General features: G+C 72.2%; 20 protein-coding genes. 8 read left to right on the top strand and 12 right to left on the bottom strand.

What is annotated here, in order from left to right; genetic code table 11:
• Window positions 1-62: 62 nt before the first annotated feature.
• The 11 genes from ACI793_RS04285 to ACI793_RS04235 all read right to left on the bottom strand — a co-directional run bounded on the left by ACI793_RS04285 (window position 63) and on the right by ACI793_RS04235 (window position 9,629).
• Window positions 63-1,385, bottom strand: coding sequence for a FliI/YscN family ATPase (locus ACI793_RS04285; RefSeq protein WP_456605121.1), 1,323 nt, complete (start codon window positions 1,383-1,385; stop codon window positions 63-65).
• On the bottom strand, window positions 1,382-2,236 hold the full coding sequence (locus tag ACI793_RS04280) for a FliH/SctL family protein (RefSeq protein WP_456605120.1): 855 nt from the start codon (window positions 2,234-2,236) through the stop codon (window positions 1,382-1,384). The genes ACI793_RS04285 and ACI793_RS04280 overlap by 4 nt, the downstream gene beginning before the upstream one ends.
• Window positions 2,229-3,308 carry a flagellar motor switch protein FliG gene (gene fliG, locus ACI793_RS04275; protein ID WP_456605119.1) on the bottom strand — a complete coding sequence of 360 codons (1,080 nt, stop codon included), beginning with the start codon at window positions 3,306-3,308 and terminating at the stop codon, window positions 2,229-2,231. Before fliG ends, ACI793_RS04280 begins: the two co-directional genes overlap by 8 nt.
• Window positions 3,305-4,900, bottom strand: a complete 1,596-nt coding sequence (fliF, locus tag ACI793_RS04270) for a flagellar basal-body MS-ring/collar protein FliF (RefSeq protein ID WP_456605118.1) — start codon at window positions 4,898-4,900, stop codon at window positions 3,305-3,307. The genes fliG and fliF overlap by 4 nt, the downstream gene beginning before the upstream one ends.
• Window positions 4,900-5,229, bottom strand: a complete 330-nt coding sequence (gene fliE, locus ACI793_RS04265; RefSeq protein WP_456605117.1) for a flagellar hook-basal body complex protein FliE — start codon at window positions 5,227-5,229, stop codon at window positions 4,900-4,902. Before fliE ends, fliF begins: the two co-directional genes overlap by 1 nt.
• 2 nt (window positions 5,230-5,231) lie before the next feature.
• Entirely contained in the window at window positions 5,232-5,636 is a 405-nt protein-coding gene (flgC, locus tag ACI793_RS04260; RefSeq protein ID WP_456605116.1) for a flagellar basal body rod protein FlgC, read from the bottom strand.
• Between the two features lies 1 nt (window position 5,637).
• A complete protein-coding gene (flgB, locus tag ACI793_RS04255) occupies window positions 5,638-5,985 on the bottom strand; it encodes a flagellar basal body rod protein FlgB (RefSeq protein WP_456605115.1) in 348 nt (115 codons plus the stop codon).
• Window positions 5,986-6,386: 401 nt separating this feature from the next.
• Window positions 6,387-6,818, bottom strand: coding sequence for a hypothetical protein (locus ACI793_RS04250; RefSeq protein WP_456605114.1), 432 nt, complete (start codon window positions 6,816-6,818; stop codon window positions 6,387-6,389).
• Window positions 6,815-7,201: a flagellar export chaperone FliS gene (gene fliS / locus ACI793_RS04245; RefSeq protein ID WP_456605113.1), complete on the bottom strand. Its 387-nt coding sequence runs from the start codon at window positions 7,199-7,201 to the stop codon at window positions 6,815-6,817. Before fliS ends, ACI793_RS04250 begins: the two co-directional genes overlap by 4 nt.
• Window positions 7,202-7,290: 89 nt before the next feature.
• On the bottom strand, window positions 7,291-8,679 hold the full coding sequence (fliD, locus tag ACI793_RS04240) for a flagellar filament capping protein FliD (RefSeq protein ID WP_456605112.1): 1,389 nt from the start codon (window positions 8,677-8,679) through the stop codon (window positions 7,291-7,293).
• Window positions 8,680-8,792: 113 nt separating this feature from the next.
• The gene (locus ACI793_RS04235) at window positions 8,793-9,629 is read right to left on the bottom strand and encodes a flagellin N-terminal helical domain-containing protein (RefSeq protein WP_456605111.1); all 837 of its coding nucleotides are present in this window, start codon (window positions 9,627-9,629) and stop codon (window positions 8,793-8,795) included.
• A 306-nt stretch (window positions 9,630-9,935) separates the two neighbouring features.
• Here ACI793_RS04235 and ACI793_RS04230 point away from each other — a divergent pair, with 306 nt between their 5' ends.
• Entirely contained in the window at window positions 9,936-11,009 is a 1,074-nt protein-coding gene (locus ACI793_RS04230) for a hypothetical protein (RefSeq protein ID WP_456605110.1), read from the top strand.
• Between the two features lie 187 nt (window positions 11,010-11,196).
• Here the strand turns inward: ACI793_RS04230 and ACI793_RS04225 are convergent, their stop codons facing one another.
• On the bottom strand, window positions 11,197-12,144 hold the full coding sequence (locus ACI793_RS04225) for a sigma-70 family RNA polymerase sigma factor (protein ID WP_456605109.1): 948 nt from the start codon (window positions 12,142-12,144) through the stop codon (window positions 11,197-11,199).
• Between the two features lie 192 nt (window positions 12,145-12,336).
• On the opposite strand from ACI793_RS04225, the gene ACI793_RS04220 reads away from it, so the two are divergent.
• From ACI793_RS04220 to ACI793_RS04190, 7 genes are all read left to right on the top strand, one after another.
• On the top strand, window positions 12,337-12,819 hold the full coding sequence (locus ACI793_RS04220) for a flagellar protein FlgN (RefSeq protein WP_456605108.1): 483 nt from the start codon (window positions 12,337-12,339) through the stop codon (window positions 12,817-12,819).
• The gene (gene flgK, locus ACI793_RS04215) at window positions 12,816-14,222 is read left to right on the top strand and encodes a flagellar hook-associated protein FlgK (protein WP_456605107.1); all 1,407 of its coding nucleotides are present in this window, start codon (window positions 12,816-12,818) and stop codon (window positions 14,220-14,222) included. Before ACI793_RS04220 ends, flgK begins: the two co-directional genes overlap by 4 nt.
• A gap of 5 nt (window positions 14,223-14,227) precedes the next feature.
• Window positions 14,228-15,106, top strand: coding sequence for a flagellar hook-associated protein FlgL (gene flgL / locus ACI793_RS04210; protein WP_456605106.1), 879 nt, complete (start codon window positions 14,228-14,230; stop codon window positions 15,104-15,106).
• A gap of 49 nt (window positions 15,107-15,155) precedes the next feature.
• Window positions 15,156-15,623 carry a flagellar assembly protein FliW gene (gene fliW / locus ACI793_RS04205; protein WP_456605105.1) on the top strand — a complete coding sequence of 156 codons (468 nt, stop codon included), beginning with the start codon at window positions 15,156-15,158 and terminating at the stop codon, window positions 15,621-15,623.
• An 80-nt stretch (window positions 15,624-15,703) separates the two neighbouring features.
• Entirely contained in the window at window positions 15,704-15,973 is a 270-nt protein-coding gene (gene csrA / locus ACI793_RS04200) for a carbon storage regulator CsrA (RefSeq protein ID WP_456605104.1), read from the top strand.
• Window positions 15,974-16,168: 195 nt separating this feature from the next.
• Window positions 16,169-16,657, top strand: coding sequence for a hypothetical protein (locus ACI793_RS04195; RefSeq protein WP_456605103.1), 489 nt, complete (start codon window positions 16,169-16,171; stop codon window positions 16,655-16,657).
• 72 nt (window positions 16,658-16,729) lie between these two features.
• The gene (locus ACI793_RS04190; RefSeq protein ID WP_456605102.1) at window positions 16,730-17,830 is read left to right on the top strand and encodes a flagellar biosynthesis protein FliA; all 1,101 of its coding nucleotides are present in this window, start codon (window positions 16,730-16,732) and stop codon (window positions 17,828-17,830) included.
• Window positions 17,831-17,891: the final 61 nt, after the last annotated feature.

The following is a 17,891-nucleotide window of genomic DNA, read 5'->3' as shown; positions in this document are numbered from 1 at the left end:
GCTGCTCCTCCGCGACTCGGCAGCCCTGGTCCCGATCCACTCGCGACCCCGCGCATGGATGGTCACGAGCGGATGATCCGCTGCAGCCAGGCCCAGGCCTCCGCCGTCGGCGTGGACTCGCCCATGGGCTGCTGCAGGAACGCCTCGATCTGCGGAGCGAGGCTCCGGGCCCGGTCGACCAGCGGGTCGCTGCCCGGCTGGTAGGCGCCGATCTCGACGAGCTCCTTGACGTCGCGCAGCGCGCCCATCAGCCGGCGGATCTCCCGTGCGTCGGTCATCAGGGCCGGCGGCACCACGGCGGTCGCGACGCGGGAGATCGACTCCAGCACGTCGATGGCCGGGAAGTGCCCGACGGTGGCGAGCGCGCGGGTGAGCACGACGTGCCCGTCCAGGATGGAGCGTGCGGTGTCGGCGATCGGCTCGTTGTGGTCGTCGCCCTCGACCAGGACCGTGTAGAGGCCGGTGATCGAGCCGACCGCGCCGGTACCGGCCTTCTCCAGCAGCTGCGGCAACATCGCGAAGACGCTCGGCGGGTACCCGCGGGTGGCGGGCGGCTCGCCGGCGGACAGCCCCACCTCGCGCTGGGCCATGGCGGTGCGGGTGATCGAGTCCATGAGCAGGAGCACGTCGCGGCCCTGGTCGCGGAAGGCCTCGGCGATCCGGGTGGCCACGAAGGCGGCCTTCAGCCGGACCAGTGGCGGCTCGTCGGAGGTGGCGACGACGACGACGGTCCGCGCCATGCCCTCCGGGCCGAGGTTCTCCTCGAGGAACTCGCGGACCTCGCGCCCGCGCTCGCCGATCAGGCCGATGACGCGGACGTCGGCGTCGGTTCCGCGGGTGATCTGGGCGAGCAGGCTGGACTTGCCCACCCCGGAGCCCGCGAAGATGCCCAGGCGCTGGCCCTTGCCGCAGGGGACGAGCGTGTCGAGCGCCCGCACCCCGAAGGCGAGCGGCTCCTCGACCCGGGTGCGGGCGAGCGCGTGCGGCGTCTCGCTGGCCAGGTCCACCCAGGAGACGTGCGAGGCCAGCGGCGGCCCCCCGTCGACGGGCCGGCCCAGGCCGTCGAGGACGCGGCCGAGCAGCGCCTCGCCGACGGGCACCTGGAGGGGCCTGCCGGTGGCGCGCACGGGTGCGCCCGAGTGCACCCCGGACAGCGTGCCCAGGGGCATGCAGGTGAGCCGGTCGCGGCCCACGGCCACGACCTCGGCCAGCAGCGGGCGGTCGCCCGGGTTGATCTCGATCAGGTCGCCGACCGCGGCGGTGATGCCCTCGACGGTGAGCGTCAGCCCCATCGCGCCGGTGACGACGCCGGTGACCTGGGGGGCGGCGGCGGCGCGGGCGCGGGTGAAGAGGGCGGCGGGGATGGCGGATGCGGGAGCGGTCACGAGGACAACACCGCCTGCACCCGCTCGAGCGCGGTGACGAGCTGGGCGTCGATGCGCCGGGAGCCCGTCTCGGCGATCGCACCGGCTCGCTCGACCGTCGCGTCGCCGACCACGCGCACCGAGTCGGGCAGCCCGGCGAGCGCGTCGGCCGGGATCTCCGCCAGGTCGTCGGGGTGCACCCGGACGAGCGCGGGCGCGTCGGCCGGGCACAGGGTCAGCGCGCGGCGCAGCGCATCCAGGACGGGGGAGTCGGCGAGGGCCAGCTCCCGGCCCAGCAGGTCCTCCACCAGGGTGAGCACGGAACCCAGCACGGTCTCCCGGATCTCGTCGGCCGTCGGCAGGGCGGCCTCCTCCAGGCGGGCGGCCGCGGCACCGAGGGAGGCCGCGGCGGAGGCGATCCGGCGCTCCCAGCGCTGCTGCGTCTCGGCCAGGCGCTCGGCCGCGGCGCGCTCGGTCTCGGCCACGACTCCCGCGGCCGCGGTCATGCCCTCGGCGTGACCGGCGGCGAAGCCCTCGGCGTGCGCCTGGCGGCGCAGCCGGTCGAGCTCCTCGGCGTAGACCTCGCCGAGCCGGAACGTCGGCCGCCCGCCGGCCACGGGCTGGTCCTCCGCACGGCGGACCGTCGTGCGCCGCTCGACGGGGGAGGCCTGGGGCGGCACGGCCGGCGGGGCCGGGGTGTCGCCGAGCTGCCGGTACGGGCGGGCGGTGCTCGCCGCGCCACCGCGCAGCACGGCGCCCTCGCGCGGCGCCCGGGGGGCCGGCAGCGCACCGGCATCCGCGCCGCGCAGCACGACGGCCATCGAGTCCGGCGGTGCCGTCGGCGTCGCGTTGCTCCTGCGGACGTCAGGCAACGAACTCATCGTCCCCGCCGCGCGAGATGGTCAGCACGCCCTGCTCCTCGAGCGTGCGGATGACGCCGACGACCTTGGCCTGGGCCTCCTCGACGGTGCGGGTGCGCACCGGGCCGAGCATCTCGATCTCCTCGGTGAGGTTCTCGGCCGCGCGCTCGGAGAGGTTGCGCTTGATCTTGTCCTGGACGTCGGGACGCACGCCCTTGAGCGCGGTGGCCAGGTCGTTGGCCTCGACCTCGCGCAGCACCAGCTGCAGGGACCGGTCGTCGATGGTGACGATGTCCTCGAAGACGAACATCTGCGAGCGGACCTGGTCGGCCAGTTCGGGGTCGGTGCTGTCCAGCCACTCGAGGATGGAGCGCTCGGTGGGCCGCGGGGAGCGGTTGATGATCTCGACGAGGGCCTCGACGCCGCCGGCGGTGGACATGTCCTGGTGGGCCAGGATCGAGCCCATCCGGCGGCCCAGCTCCTCCTCGACCAGGCGCACCATCTCCGGGGAGGTGCGGTCCATCGTGGCGATGCGGTGGGCGACCTCGGCCTGCTGCTCGGGAGCGAAGCCGGACAGCACCTCGGCGGACTGCCCCGCCGGCAGGTGGGCCAGCACGAGCGCGATGATCTGCGCGTGCTCGTCCTTGAGGAAGGTCACGAGCTGCCGCACGTCGGCGTTCCGCAGGGAGGCGAACGGCACCTCGGTGTAGACGACGTTGAGCCGGGACAGGATGCCCTCGGCCTTGTCCTCGCCGAGGCCCGCGGCGAGGACCTCGCGGGCGAAGTCGACGCCGCCGCGGCCGATGAAGTGCTGCGCGGTCATCAGGCCGTGGAACTCGGTCAGGACGTCGTCGACGTCCTCGGCCTCGACCGACCCCAGTCGCATCAGCTCCCGGGTGAGCGACTCCACCTCGCGAGGACGCAGCTTCGAGAGCAGGACGCCGGCCTCCTCCTTGCTCATCTGGGCCAGGAAGACCGCGGCCTTGCGCAGGCCGGGCAGCTCGGGTCGCGGGGGAGCGGGCGGGACGGCGGGCAGGTTCGCCCCACCCGCGTCCAGCAGCTGGTCCATCCCTGCGAGGGTCATGACTTGTTCTCCGTCAGCCAGCCGCGCAGCATGGCTGCGACCTCGTCGGGGCGTTCACTGACCATGGTGGAGATCTCGGTCCGCACCTTCTGCCGCTCGGCGGCCTCGAGCTCGGCCGCCCGGTTGTCGACGGCCGGCTCCTCGCGCGTGCTGGCGATCCGGATGCGGTCGAGCTCGGCGAGCATGTCGTCGGTGAGCTCGAGGGGCTCGTAGTCCTCCTCGACGTCGCCGCGCTTGCGGGAGCGCAGCCAGACGATCAGCACGACCAGCGCGATGCCGGCCGCGATGCCGCCGGTGCGGATCATCGACCACATCGCCGCGCTGGCCTCGGCCTCGCGGGCGGCCTCCATCTCGGCGGCGGCGGCGTCCGCGGCCGCGTTGTCGAACGGCATGGCGGCCACGGTGATCGCGTCCCCGCGGGCCTGGTCCAGCCCGACGGCGTTGCCGACCAGCGCCTGGATCTGGGCCTGGGGGAGGTTGCCGGCGACCTCGGCGTCCATGACCACGGAGACGGTCAGCCGGTTCAGCACACCGGGCGTGCCCTGCACGGTCTCGGTGACCTTGCCGACCGAGTTGTTGGTGGTCGTCGACTCCTTGCCGTACGTCGACTCGCCGTCCCCGGCGTTCTCCCCCGCGTCGGGCATGTTCTCCGGGCCCAGGACGCCGCCGACGATCGCGCCGCCGCCGCCCTCGTACTCCTCGATGATCCTGGACTCGGACAGCGGCGGGGTGTCCTCGTCGTAGACGTAGGTCTCCGAGGTGGTGGCCCGCTGGTCGAGGTCGACGTCGGCGCGGACGGAGACGACCGCCTTGTTGGGCCCGAGCACCCGGTCGAGGATCTGCTGGGCGTTGGCCGCCAGCCGGTTCTGGTACTCCATCTCCACCTGCGAGCGGGCGTCCCCGGCGCCTGCGGCGATGCCGGCTCCCGGGGAGGAGAGCACCTGACCCGCGGTGTCGGTGACGGTCACCTGCTCGGGCGACATGTTCTCGACGCTGGAGGAGACGAGGTTCGTCACCGCCGAGATCTGCTCGCCCGAGAGCTGGGTGCCGGCGGCCAGGTCCAGCATCACGGACGCCGTGGGCTCGGCCTGGTCGGTCACGAAGACCTCGTCCTTCGGCAGCGCGACGTGGACGATGGCGTCATTGACGCCGTCCAGTGCCTCGAGGGTCTTGGAGAGTTCACCCTCCAGGGCGCGACGGTAGGTCGTCTGCTGCTGGAACTCGCTGGTGGTGATGCCCTGCTCGTCCAGCAGCGCGTAGCCGGTGTCCTGGCCGGCGGGCAGGCCCTGGCCGCTCATCTGCAGGCGCAGGTCGTAGACCGCGTCCTTGGCCACCATGATCGTCTGGCCGCCGTCCGCGAGCTGGTAGGAGACGCCCGCGGCGTTGAGCTCCTCGACGATCGCCGCGGCGTCGTTGGCGGCCAGGTTCGAGAACAGCGGTGCCTGGGTCGGCGCGGTGATCCACTTGAAGAAGAAGAACCCGCCGAGGAGCAGCCCGGCGAGCAGCAGGCCGATGACGACCTTCTGCCCGAGGCTGACCGTGGCGAACGTGGAGCGGGCACGCTCCAGCGTCCCGGCGAGTGCCTTGTCCATCAGATGGGCATCCTCATGATCTCGTTGAAGGCGCTAACTGCTGCGTTCTTCACGGACACGACCATCTCGGTCGCCAGGGACGCCTCGTTCCTGGCAATCATGTAGTCGTGCACGTCCTTCAGCTCGCCGGTGGCGGCCTGGGCGGCCAGCCCGTCCGCCTTCACCTGGGTGGCCGACAGCTGGTCGAACGACGACGCGAGGATCGAGGAGAACGCGTCGCCGCCGGCGGCGCCGGGGGCGTTCACGGCGGCCGCGGGGTCGATGCCGGCGACACCGCCGGCGCCGAGGGCGGCACCGATGCCGGGGATGGCCCCGATGGGGAACGTCATGATCAGCCCTTCCCGAGCTGCAGGGCGGCCTGGTAGGCCGCGGTCGCCCGCTCCACCACGGCGAGGTTCGCCTGGTAGCCGCGCTGCGCCATGATCATCTGGGACATCTGGTCGCCGAGGTCGATGTCGGGGTACTTCACGTAGCCCTCGTCGTCGGCCAGCGGGTGGGTGGGCTCGTAGACCAGGCGGCCCTCGGGGTCGCCGAACTCCGCGCGGGCGACGCGGACGCCGCCCTCGCCCGTGCCGTAGTCGACCGCCTGGGCGACGACCATCCGCTGCTGGAACGCGTCCTCGTCGGTGCGCCGGACGGTGTTGACGTTGGCGATGTTGTCCGAGACGGCGTCCAGCCACTTGCGGTGGGTCATCAGGCCGGAGCCGGAGATGCCCAGGGTGCCGAAGATGCTCATGTCAGGACGTCCTGAGGGCCGTGCGGATGGAGTTGTACTTGCCGTCCAGCGCGTTGAGGGCCAGCTGGTACCGCAGGCCTGTCTCGGTGGCGATGAGGGTCTCCGCATCGAGGTTCACGTTGTTGCCGTTCGTGTTGGTCGGCTCCAGCGAGCGCGAGACGGTGCCACCGTCGATCCGCGGGGTCTCGCCGTTGCGCAGGGCGCCACGGAGCGAGCCCTCGAAGTCGACGCGGCCGGCGAGGAAGCCCGGGGTGTTGATGTTGGCGACGTTGTCGGCGGTGACCCGCTGCCGCTGGGCCAGCCCGGACAGACTGGCGTGCAGCGCGGCGGGGGTGATCTCGCCGATCATCGATCGGGGAGAGCGGGGGAGCGGGACACGATCGACCTCCGGGGTAGGCGGAAGGAGCACTCGCGAACGAGTGCGTGGTCCGCCGATCCGTGGCGAAAGGGCTTGCTCTCCGTGCCACTGCCTCATCGGCAGCGCCGGCGCACCGGCTGACCGTCGACGTGGTCCGCGAGCGACGGCTGAGCGCGCGAGTGGGTGCGGTGACGGATGTGACCTGCGGTGATCTCGCCGTGTCCTGCGCCGACGGGGGCGGGGGAGTTGGCACCTTCCGTCGCCTCCACGGCCGCCGGTGGGCAGATCCGGCAGAAAACGAAGCCCCGCCGCCGGCGGTACCGGTGGCGGGGCTGGGCTGAGCTGGGGCGGGCTGGGCGGGGGAGAGGTGCGTGCTGGGCCCGGGGAGTTCGCTAGAGGCCGCGGTCGATGTACGAGGCGACGGGCCGGGTGGGGGCGTAGGACATGCGGGCGGCGACGTCGCGCTGCTTCTGCGACTGGGTGATGCGCTCGGCCAGCTCCTCGGCGACGGCGAGCTGGTGCTGGAGCAGGCGGGCGGCCCGCTCGCGCAGGTCCTCGGGGAGCGGACCCAGGTCGTGGGGCTGGACCCAGTCCTCCGAGCGGCGGCCCCAGGTGGCGATCTCCTCGGCGCGGCCTCGGGCGAGGAGATCCTGGGCGTCCAGCACGTCACCCTCGAGCTCGTCGAGGGCCTGGCGCCAGTCCTCGGGTGCCCGGCGACGTTCCCGGCCACCGGCGGCGAGGCCGCGCGCCTCGGCGGCCGCGGAGTAGGGGCTGGACCCGAACCCCGCGGTGGCCGAGCCGCCGACCGCGCTCACGCCGGTCATGACGGGGCGCCGGCCAGGGACGCCGCAGCCTGCCGCCACGCGTCACGCAGGGGTTCCACGATCTGACGGCAGGAGCCGATCCGGTTGGTGTCCAGCTTGATGGCCGACTGGCTCAGCTCGCGGATCAGCCAGTCGTAGAGGGCGGCCAGCCGCGGCCCGCCCTCCCAGATCTCGATCCGCAGGCTGGCGAGCAGCTCGAAGACGATGGCCTGCGCGTGCTCGATCTGCTCGACGGCCTCCGTCCGGTCGCCGTCGGCGATGGCGATCTGGGCGCGCTCCAGGTCGAGGGCCAGCCGGTCGTACAGCATCACCAGCAGCTGCTGCGGGGAGGCCGTGGTGACCGAGTCCCCGAGATACCGGGCGCGCAGGGCCGCTTGGCTCATCTGGATCGACTCCTTGGTGTCTGGTTTCTGGTGCTGGGGGTGAGGCGCAGGGTCAGAGCCGCAGCGGGGAGCGCCGGGTGTGCCGGGCTCTAGTTCTTGTTCGAGGAAGGCGACGGGAGCGAGCTGAGCGCGGAGGACAACCAGTTCCCCTGGTTCCGCAGGGTGCTCAGGGCGGTCTCCATGGCGGTGAACTGCCGCTCCAGCGTTGCGCGCCGCATGTCCAGGCGGAGGTCCCAGGCGTCGATGCTGTCCTGCAGGGTGTCGGCCCGGGCGTCGGCGCCCTTGGCCAGCACCGTCAGTGAACCGATCGTCGAGTCGGTCGCCGACTTGGCGAGGTCCATCAGCTGGGCCGCGATGCCGACCGGTGTGGTCACGTTGTCCGCGGTGGTGGCCAGGTCGCCGTCGGACCCGCCCGTGGTGCTGGTCCCGTCGAACATGCGCCGGACGACGGCGGGATCGGTGGCGAGCTTGTCGGTGAACTTGGCCTTGTCGAACGTGTAGCGGCCGTCCTTGGTCAGCTGGAGGCCGACCGCCGAGGCCGGCCCGTCGCCGCCGATGGCGTAGGCGAGGACGTCGAGCGTCCTCGTCGCCAGCTGGCGCAGCGTGCTGTCGCCCTTGAGCGCGGCGGACTTGCTCGTGGTGTCGGTGTAGGAGCTGATGCTCTCGAGGAGGCCGTTGACCGCGTTGACCAGCGACTCGACCTTCGCGGTGATCGCGGCGGGATCGGAGGTCACGTCGACGGTCACGCCGGTCTCGGGCTTGGAGACCGTGATGGTGGTGCCGGCCATCACCCCGGAGAACGTGTTGGTCGGCGAGCTGATGCTGTAGCCGGTCGCGGCGTCGCCGACGGTGATCTGGGCGTTGCGACCCTGCGTGGCGGTCGTGAAGCCCGTGCCGGTGAACGCCGAGGCGGCCCCGGTGCTCGTGGAGGTGATCGACAGCCGGTAGCCGTTGTCGGAGACCTTGAGCGCCGTCGCGGTCACCCCCAGGCCGGCGGCGTTGATGGCTGCGGCGGCCTCCGACAGCGTGGCCGTCCCGTCGCCGTCGCGGTCGAGGCTGACGGACGTGGTCGCGCCCCCGATGACGAGGTCGAGCGAGGTGGCGCCGTAGTCGAGGTCGAAGGCGGTCTGGCCGGCGGCCGCCGTCCACGTCGTGGAGCTCACGAGCGAGTGCGCCGCGGCCACCTGGTCGACGTTGAACGTGGCCGAGCCGGTACTGGCGCCGCTGGTGGAGCTGACGGTGACCGTGGACGACGAGCTGCCTGCCTTCGAGGGCTGCCAGGCCGCGTCCTTGGTGAGTGCCTCGGCTGCCACGCGGAGGCCGTCGAAGCGGGTGTTGATCGCCCGGTAGGCGCCGGCCTGCGACTGGGTGGCCGACAGGCGCTGCTTGAGCAGGACCTGCTGGTTGCCGTCAGCAGCGATCAGCGCGTCGATGATGCTCGCGGTGTCGAGTCCGGACGTCAGTCCGCCAATGCTCATGCCTGCCACGGCGCCTCCTCGGATCGGGGTGCTCACGTGCGCGGTGAGGGGGGAGGCCGCAGGCCTCCCCCCTCACCGGTGGTGCGAGGTGCTGCTCAGGTGATCCCGGGGGATCAGCCCAGCAGCTTGAGGATGTTCTGCGAGGCCTGGTTGGCCTGCGCGAGCATCGAGGTACCGGCCTGGCTCAGGATCTGGTTCCTGGAGAAGTTGGTCATCTCCTGGGCCATGTCGGTGTCGCGGATGCGGGACTCAGACGCGGACAGGTTCTCCTGCGTCACGCTGAGGTTCTTGATGGTGTGCTCGAACCGGTTCTGCAGGGCACCGAGGTCTGCACGCGAGGTGGAGACCGTCTTGATCGCGGTGTCGAGCAGGCCGATCGCCGTCGAAGCGCCACCCGAGGTGCTGAGGTTGACGCCGCTGACACCCAGGTGGGCCGAGGAGAAGCCCGAGCCGGCGGCCGTGCCCTTGATGTTCACCGAGATGACATCGCCGGAGGCGTAGCCGACCTGGAAGTCCTTGCCCGAGAAGCTGCCGTCGAGGAGCTTCACGTTGTTGAACGTGGTCTTGTCGGCGATACGGGTCAGCTCGTCCTTCAGCGCGGTGGCCTCGGCGTTGAGGGCCGACCGCGAGTCGGTGTCGTTGCTGCCGTTCGCCGACTGCACCGCCAGGTCGCGCATGCGCTGCAGGATGGCGTGCGTCTCGGTGAGCGCACCTTCAGCGGTCTGCACGACGGAGACGCCGTCCTGCGTGTTGCGGATGGCGACCTTGAGGCCACCGATCTGCGAGCGCAGGCCCTCGGAGATGGCCAGGCCGGCCGCGTCGTCGGCGGCGCGGTTGATCCGGTAGCCCGAGGAGAGCTTCTCCAGCGACTTGTTGAGCGAGTTGTCCGTGTTGGACAGGTTGCGGTACGCGTTCATCGCCGCAATGTTGGTGTTGACGCTGAGACCCATGGTGTTCCTCCTTGGACTGGGGTCTGACTTGTTTCCGCTGGCATCCGTGCTGGCGGGGTGTCGCACCACTGACTACGGCCGGAGTGGCGCGGTCCTTGACCCGAGCGCCGGAACTTTTTCGTCCGGGTTCACTCCGACGAGGAACCCGGGGCGGTTCGGTCCGCGGTGCGGTGCGGTGCGGTGCGGCGCGCCGACTGCCGATGGAGATCAGGCGGCTCCGGTGGGGCCGCCCCCAGTCCGTCGGCGTGGTCCGCGCCGGAGCCGCTGGGCAGCGAGCACCCGGACCCGGAAGGACTCCCGACGGCCATGAAGGTCCTGTACTCATCGACCCGTTACCCGGGCGCCCTGTACTACCGGGCGGCCGAGCCTGCCCGAGCCGTCAACGAGGGGGGCTTCGGGGTCGAGGTCACCCTGACCTACGGGCTGGCCACGACGATGGACGGACCTGTCGAGGACGAGTCGTCCTCGGTCGTCTCGGTCGACGCGCAGGGGGCGGACGTGGTCGTCCTCCAGCTGCCGAAGACGAAAGCCGCGCTGGAGATGCTCCGGCTGCTCCAGGCGCAGGGGGTTGCCGTCGTCGTGGAGCTGGACGACCTGATGAGCGGCCTGGCGTACGGCCACGCGTCGTACGCGACGATCCAGCGCTACAACGTCGCCTCCTGGGCGGCGACCTGCGCCCGCGAGGCGGACCTGGTCACCGTGACCACCCCGGCGCTGCTCGGCGAGTACGCCAAGCACGGCCGGGGGGTGGTGGTGCCCAACGCCATCCCCCGGCGGATCGCGGAACTGCCACCGGCCTACGAGCGGGACCCCGAGACGGTCACCGTCGGCTGGTCCGGCTCGGTCGGTGGTCACCCCTACGACCTCCAGACCATGGAGTCGGGGCTGCAGCAGGGGCTCGACCGTGCCCGCCGGGCGGGCCGGTTCATGATCCTCGGGCAGGCGATGGACGCCCAGCAGCGGCTGCACCTGCCGGAGCCGCCGCTCGAGGTGCCCTGGAAGCAGACCGTCGACGAGTACCTCACCGCGATGGGGGAGCTCTTCGACGTGGGCATCGCTCCGCTCCGGCTGGACCGGTTCAACGAGTCGAAGAGCTGGCTCAAGCCGCTCGAGTACTCGGCCAGAGGCGTGTTCGCGATCCGCGCCGGCACGGCGGACTACGAACGACTCGGTCTCGGGCTCCGCGCGAAGCGGCCGCGTGACTGGGCGGACCACATCTGCAAGGCGATCGACGATCCCGACCGCCGGCGCGAGATCGCGGCGCGCAACCGCGAGGTCGTCCTCGCGAACCACCTGGACGAGCACACCGCCCCGCTGTGGGCGGATGCGTGGCACCGGGCCCTGGACAACCGGGTCCGCAGCCAGCGGATCGGCGCCTGAGGCCGCACCGCTCCGCGCGATATCCGCGCAGCCCGCACCGGCCCGGCGACGTCCCCTCCAGGGGGGCGTCGCCGGGCCGTTCGCCGTGCTGTCCGACGGACGGTGTCACACGCCGCGGCGGACGCGACGGAGCCGCCGGCCATGGTGGCCGACGGCTCCGGGGAGATGCAGGGGTACCCGCGCGGCTTCAGGCCGGGCGGGCGACACCGGCCCAGGGGTTACGCGGGCCGGGCACGGACGTCGCCTGCCGGCCGGCGACCCGGTCGACGTAGCTGCGCTGCTGGTTGCGGGCGCGCACGCCGCCGTCGGCCGGGACGGACCTGCCGTCCCAGACCTCGCTCATCGCGGCGTGCAGCAGCGTCAGTGCGCGGGCCCGCATCTGGGAGACGCGGGAGAGGGTGACGCCGAGGTCCTCCGCGATGTCGGTCAGGGATTCGTCACCGAAGAAGTTGCGCTCGACGACCTCGTCCAGCCGGTCGGGGAGGGCGCGGATCGCCTCGTGCAGGTAGCGGGCGCGCTCACCCCGCAGCAGGGCCCGCTCGGGGGATTCGCCGGTGTCCGGCAGGTCCAGGGACCCGCCCTCGGTGCCGGTCTCGGCGTCGATGCTGACCATCACCGCCCGGTGGACGTCCACCTGGAGGCTGTCCAGCTCGCTGCGGGGCACGCCGAGCGCGACGGCCAGCTCCTCCCGCGTGGGCGGCCGTCCCAGGGAGATGGTGAGTGCGTCGGCGGCGGCGTCGCTCCGTCGGGCGGCCGCGCGCACGGAGCGGCTCGCCCAGTCGCCCGAGCGGAGCTCGTCGAGGACGGCGCCCTGCAGCCGCGCGAGCGCGTAGGTCGCGAACGAGGCGCCGGCCGAGGGGTCGAACCGCCTGGCCACCTCCACCAGTGCCACGTGCGCGCAGGACAACAGGTCGTCCCGGCTGACGTGCGCGGGTAGCGAGATGCGGGCCGCGACGGCGTTCACCGCGAACGCGGCCAGCGGCAGGTGCGCGGTCACCAGCGCGTCCACGTCGGCCTGGGTGCGCGCCTGGCCGGCGGCCCTGGAGGGGTGGGGCGTGCGTCCGGACGCGGGCCGGTCGAGCGGCACCCGCTCGCGCTGGACGCGCTCTGCGGCAAGGGCACGGGCTGGGCTCACGCCTCTCTTCTCGGCTGAGCCGGTGCCGGTCGGCACCGCTCATCGGCAACTTTCGGTCTCGACTTGAGCACGCACTTGCCGGCTTCGGCTTGAGGGGCTGGCCCGGGATGCCGAAGCCAGCTCTGACGAGGGAGCGCCGACCGGGTCGACCGGGGCGGCTCCCGGCACGCGAGACGGAGAGGCGGTGGACGCGTGGACTACCAGCACCTGTCGACGTTGCTGTGGCGGGAACAGGAACTCCTGGACCTCCTGCTGTTCAAGGCGGAGGAGAAGCAGTACCTGATCGTCAGTGGGAAGACCCGCTGGCTGGCGCGCATCGCGCACGAGATCGAGGTCGTCCTGGACCAGCTGCGCACGCTGGAGGTGGAGCGCTCGGCGGCCACCGAGGCCATCGCCGCCGGTCTCGGTCTGGCCGCGAACCCCTCGCTGCGACAGGTCGCGGAGGCCGCGCCGGCCCCGTGGAACGACCTGTTCGCCAAGCACCACGAGGCGCTGCTGGTCCTCATCTCCGACCTGCGCAGCCTGTCGGACGCGAACCGGGAGCTGATCGAGGGCGGCCTGGCCGCGATCAGCGACACGTTGATGCAGACCCGCTCCGCCTCGGGCACCTACGGCGCGAGTGGCCGGCACGACGACGGCAACCACCGCGCGGTCACCTTGGACGGTGCACTGTGAGCGGTACGTTCGCGGCGCTCAACTCGGCCACGACGGCGCTCTGGGCGCAGCGGCGCGCGCTCGACGTCGCCGGCCAGAACATCGCCAACGTCAACACCGACGGCTACTCGCGCCAGCGGGCCGACATGCAGGCCATCGGCGGCAGCGCCGTACCTGCGTTCTACTCGACCGGCGACGGGATCGGCGGGGGAGTCTCGGTCGAGCAGGTGACCCGCATCCGCGACGTCTTCCTCGAGGGACGCGGCCACACCGAGCACGCGAACTACGCGCGCCTGAGCATCCAGGCCGGCGCCCTGGAGCAGGTCGAGACGGCGTTCCGCGAGCCGGGCGAGCACGGCATCCAGAGCCTGCTCGCCGATGTGTGGGACGGGTGGGAGGCCGTGGCCAACGGCCCGGATACCGACGCGACCCGCGCGCAGGTGCTGCAGCAGATGGAGGCGCTGGTGGGCGGCCTGCACTTCGCCTCCGCGTCATTGAACGCGCAGTGGAACCAGACCCGGGAGAACCTCACCGTCCTCGTGGACGACGTCAACGCGGCCGCCGCGTCGATCGCCGACCTCAACCAGGCCATCCAACGCGGCAACCAGACCAGCCTGCCGGTCAACGCCCTGGTCGACCAGCGCGACGTGCTGGTCATGAAGCTCGCCGACCAGGCGGGCGGGACCGTCCGCCAGGGCAAGGACGGCATGGTCGACGTCATCGTCGGTGGCGTGACCCTGGTCGGCGGGACCAGCGCCACGAAGCTGGCGGTGGCCGGCAGTTTGGACATGACGGGCACCGGTACCTCCCCGGTGCGCGTCGTGACCGCCGTCGGCGGGCACACCGTGCGGCCAGACGGCACGGCGGCCGGGCAGCTCGCCGCGATGAACGGCATCTTCCCGACCTACCAGTCCGACCTCGACACGCTGGCCAAGGGCTTCGCCGACGCGGTCAACGGGGTCCACACCACCAACGCCTACGACAAGCTGGGCAACGCCGGGATCGACGTCTTCGAGTCCGCCGACGCCGGTCCGATCACCGCGTCCAGCATCCGCCTGGCGTTCGACGACCCGGCGCTGATCGCCGCCTCCGGCCTCGCCGGCGGCGCGAACACCGACAGCAGCAAGGCCGACGAGATCGCGCAGCTGCGCAACAAGGCCGGTGGGCCGGACGCCACCTACCGCAAGCTGGTCGTCCAGCTCGGTGTCGAGGCCGCGGTGGCCAATCGTGGCGTCCAGATCCAGCAGGTCATCACGACCCAGATCGACGCCTCCCGGGAGTCGGTCGCCGGCGTCAACCTCGACGAGGAGATGACGAACATGCTCTCGTACCAGCACGCGTACTCCGCGGCGGGCCGGCTCGTCAGCACGATCGACGAGATGCTCGACGTGCTGATCAACCGCACCGGCCGCGTGGGGCTGTGATCTGAGTGCGCATCACCCAGCGTGCGGTCACGCTCACCAGCCTCCAGGGCCTCAACCGCAACCTCGAGGACCTGGGCAGGCTGCAGCAGCAGCTCACCTCGGGCAAGGCCATCAGCCGGCCGTCGGACTCGCCCACCGGCACCAACACGGCCATGCAGACCCGTGCGGAACAGGCGTCGGTGGCACAGCAGGCCCGCAACGTCACCGACGCGAAGGCGTGGCTGGAGCAGGGCAGCTCCACCATGATCGAGATGATGGACGTGGTCAAGCGCGTCCGGAACCTCACCCTCCAGGGGTCCAACGCAGCGAGCTCTCCCGCCAGCCAGGAGGCGCTCGCGATCGAGGTCGCCTCGCTGCGCGACGGCCTGCTCAACATGGCCAACACCAAGGTCATGGGCCGGCCCCTGTTCGGTGGTGTCACGGCAGGATCGGCGGCCTACGGGCCCGCGGGCAATTACATCGGTGACGATCGGGCCGAGGTGACCCGCCGCGTCTCCGACAGCGAGTTGCTGCGGGTGGATCTCACCGGGCCGGAGGCATTCGGCGCCGGCACCGACGACCTCTTCGCCGTCGTCGGCCGCATCGCCACCGATCTGACCACCGACACGTCGGCGCTCGCCGGCGACCTCGGGGCCCTCGACGCGGTCTTCGAGAAGATGAAGGGTGCCCTCGCCGACATCGGCGCCCGTGCTGCGCGTCTGGAGCAGGCGGAGCAGGTCAACATGAGCCGGCAGCTGACCCTCCGGAAGCAGCTGGGCGCGGCCGAGGACATCGACCTGCCCAAGACGATCATGGACGTGCAGATGAAGCAGATGGGTTACGAGGCCGCCCTCGCCGCGACGGCCAAGTCCATCTCGCCCACGCTGCTGGACTACCTCCGCTGATGACCGGCCACCCCGCCCCCGTGGCCGACGCTCCGAGGAGGCTTTCCGCATGACCCCGTCCCCGGCAACCCTGGCCGCGCGCCCGCACGCCCCCGCGAGCGTGCCGGCCCAGGGCGTCGTCGACGCCGTTCCCGCGGTGCTGGTCGTCGACCTCACCGAACCGCTGGCCGGCTTCCCGGACCACCGGGAGTTCGTGCTCGTCCCGGCCGACGCCTCGGGCCTGCTGTCCTGGCTGCAGGCGCTGGCGCCCGACGGGCCCCGCTTCCTCGTCGCTCCGGCGGCCGCCTTCTTCCCGGAGTACGCCCCCGCGCTCCCCGGGGCGGCGCTGGCGGAGCTGGGGCTCGCCTCGATCCAGGCCGGGCGGGTCTACGCCCTGCTGACCGTCCCGGACGGGGACGTCTCCGGGACGACGGCCAACCTCCGGGCGCCGCTGGTGGTGAACCCGGTCACCCGCCGGGCGCGGCAGGTGGTCCTGTCCGATCCCACCCATCCGGTCCGGTGCCCTGTGCGCCGATAACACTCTTCGACGGGCTTCCGCCCACCGCCCGCTCCGCGGGCAGCCACGGACGGCATCACACAACCCATGGAGGGGTACACGTGCTCACACTCACCCGCAGCGTCGGCGAGACCATCCGCATCGGCGACGACATCGAGGTCCACGTCGTCGAGGTGCGCGGCGGCACGGTCCGGCTGGGCTTCAAGGCGCCCCGCGAGGTCAGCATCCACCGCGAGGAGGTCTACCGGCAGATCGCGGAGGCCAACGCGCTCGCCGCGCAGGTGACCGCCGACAGCCTCGGCGCACTGGCCGCCTTCGCGCCGGTCGGCGCCGAGCCGGTGGCCGAGCAGGCGGAGGACGCGCAGGCCTGAGACGCCGGTCTCGGCCCGTGGTCTTCGGCAGACGCTGACAAGACGGAGCGCGCGTGGTCGCCATCGTCAGCGACACGGGCAACATCTGCCGAAGAGTCAGGGCAGAAGTGCGTATGACACGGCGAGTGTTGTGCCCTCGGTTGCCGAGGTGATGCGGCAGATTTCTCCCCAAGCAAGTGACAGGGGGCGATCAACATGCAACACACTGCATCCAACGCGCAGGCCGACGGCGACCACGGCGGTGAGCAGGAGTCCGTGGTGGTCCACGTGCAGCTGCGGCCGCGGCGGGGCGCCACGCGCAAGTGCCTGGCCGCACTCGCGTCGCTCGCCGCCGAGCACGACGAGGTCGCCTTCGCCGTCTCGGGTCTGAGCAAGGACGACCGCGTCGTCCGGGTGACCGTCGGCGTGGACCTCGGTCCGCGGACCGCCGTCGCCAAGTTCTCGCCGCAGGCGCAGGCCGCCTACGCGTTCGTCAGCGCCGTCTTCACGTCGCTCTACGACCACATGCCGGTGTACGTCGCCGAGCCCAGCGGCGCCGAGCGCGCCGCCGCGGCCGTGCTCCTCGAGCGGGCCGGCGGCGGCGTCACCGCCGCCGACGTGGTCGAGGCCCTGCCCGTGTCCTCCGCCGGGTCGCCGATCCCGAGTCCGCGCACCGCGGGCCCGGGGGAGCGCATCCCGGCCTGACGTCGCCTCCGGGCGTCTTCGCAGTCCTCCTTCCCCGAGGGTCTGTCCTTCCCCGTAGTGCCAGGAGTTCCGGTGTCCGACTCGTTCGCGTCCTCCACGTCCACCCTCGACCCCCGCGCCCGCGCCCGCCAGCCACTCGTCTTCGGTGGCATCCCGGAAGCCGACGGCTGGGCGCTCGCGCCCATCACCCCGCGCGACCGGGTGCACTTCCGCGTCGACCGCGAGCTGCCGCTCGACGAGTTCCGCGCCGAGCTGCCCGACGGCGTGACGGTCAGCTACGACCAGGGCGACGGGCTCTACCGCGTCGACGGCGCCCGCGGCTCGGCGTCGGTACTGGCCGACTGGGTGCGCGCCTGGTGTGCCCGGCACGGCTGCGCCACCGTCGGCCTCCGCGCCGAGACCGACGTCCGGCGCCGCGCGCCCAAGGACCTGCCCCCGGAGTTCCTGGCCGACCTGTGCCGGCACTACGGCCCGGTCAGCCTCAAGCGCCTGCAGCGCAACATGAGCACGATCCGGCTGCACCTGCCCGACCCCGACGACCTCGGCCAGCAGGTGTACGAGTGGGTGCTCAAGGCCGTCGGCCAGTTCGACGAGACCAAGTCCGTCCCCTTCGGCGCCTTCCTGGCCACGCAGCTGTCCAAGTGGGTGCACGACCTGGGCCGCAACGCCCACGGGCGCACCGCGGCCGACACCGAGCACAAGCAGCAGAAGGCGATCGCCACGTTCATCGCCGAGCACCAGCGCCGGCCCAGCGAGAAGGAGCTGGCCGCCTACATGGGGCAGAGCGTGGCCACCCTGCGGCGCAACTCGCAGACCGTGGCGACGCTGAACGGGCTGCGGAACCTGCAGTCCCTCGACGGCGGCCCCGACGGCACCGAGATCCTGCTGCCCGACTCCGGCGAGGCGCCCGACGAGATCATGGGGGAGGCCGAGCAGACGCTGCTCTCCCACGCCCTCACGGCGGCCTGCGCTCCGGACCCGAACGCGCGTCGCGACCAGCGCGCCGGCCAGCCCAACGTGCTGGGGTGGGCCACCTGGTACCTCACCACCTGGGGCGGGCAGACCAAGACGCAGCTGTCGTCGGACCTCAACACCTCGGTGCGCAACATGAACGTCTACGCCGACCGCGTGGAGAAGGCCCTCAAGGACCGGCTGGCCGAGCTCGCCGACTGACGGCCACCGAGCGCGGGGAACCGCACCTCCGGCACGACGCCGCGAGGTGCGGTTCCCCGCG

It is taken from the genome of Blastococcus sp. SYSU DS0617, assembly GCF_054051075.1.
The sequence above is the reverse complement of the archived record's forward strand: the minus strand, read 5'-3'. Positions and strand labels throughout refer to the sequence as shown.

Bases quoted from the DNA above. Each gene is read 5' to 3' on its own strand.
- fliG (WP_456605119.1), bottom strand. From the start codon at position 3,308: ATGACCCTCGCAGGGATGGACCAGCTGCTGGACGCGGGTGGGGCGAAC.
- fliF (WP_456605118.1), bottom strand. From the start codon at position 4,900: ATGGACAAGGCACTCGCCGGGACGCTGGAGCGTGCCCGCTCCACGTTC.
- fliE (WP_456605117.1), bottom strand. From the start codon at position 5,229: ATGACGTTCCCCATCGGGGCCATCCCCGGCATCGGTGCCGCCCTCGGC.
- flgC (WP_456605116.1), bottom strand. From the start codon at position 5,636: ATGAGCATCTTCGGCACCCTGGGCATCTCCGGCTCCGGCCTGATGACC.
- flgB (WP_456605115.1), bottom strand. From the start codon at position 5,985: ATGATCGGCGAGATCACCCCCGCCGCGCTGCACGCCAGTCTGTCCGGG.
- ACI793_RS04250 (WP_456605114.1), bottom strand. From the start codon at position 6,818: ATGACCGGCGTGAGCGCGGTCGGCGGCTCGGCCACCGCGGGGTTCGGG.
- fliS (WP_456605113.1), bottom strand. From the start codon at position 7,201: ATGAGCCAAGCGGCCCTGCGCGCCCGGTATCTCGGGGACTCGGTCACC.
- fliD (WP_456605112.1), bottom strand. From the start codon at position 8,679: ATGAGCATTGGCGGACTGACGTCCGGACTCGACACCGCGAGCATCATC.
- ACI793_RS04235 (WP_456605111.1), bottom strand. From the start codon at position 9,629: ATGGGTCTCAGCGTCAACACCAACATTGCGGCGATGAACGCGTACCGC.
- ACI793_RS04230 (WP_456605110.1), top strand. From the start codon at position 9,936: ATGAAGGTCCTGTACTCATCGACCCGTTACCCGGGCGCCCTGTACTAC.
- fliW (WP_456605105.1), top strand. From the start codon at position 15,156: ATGACCCCGTCCCCGGCAACCCTGGCCGCGCGCCCGCACGCCCCCGCG.
- ACI793_RS04195 (WP_456605103.1), top strand. From the start codon at position 16,169: ATGCAACACACTGCATCCAACGCGCAGGCCGACGGCGACCACGGCGGT.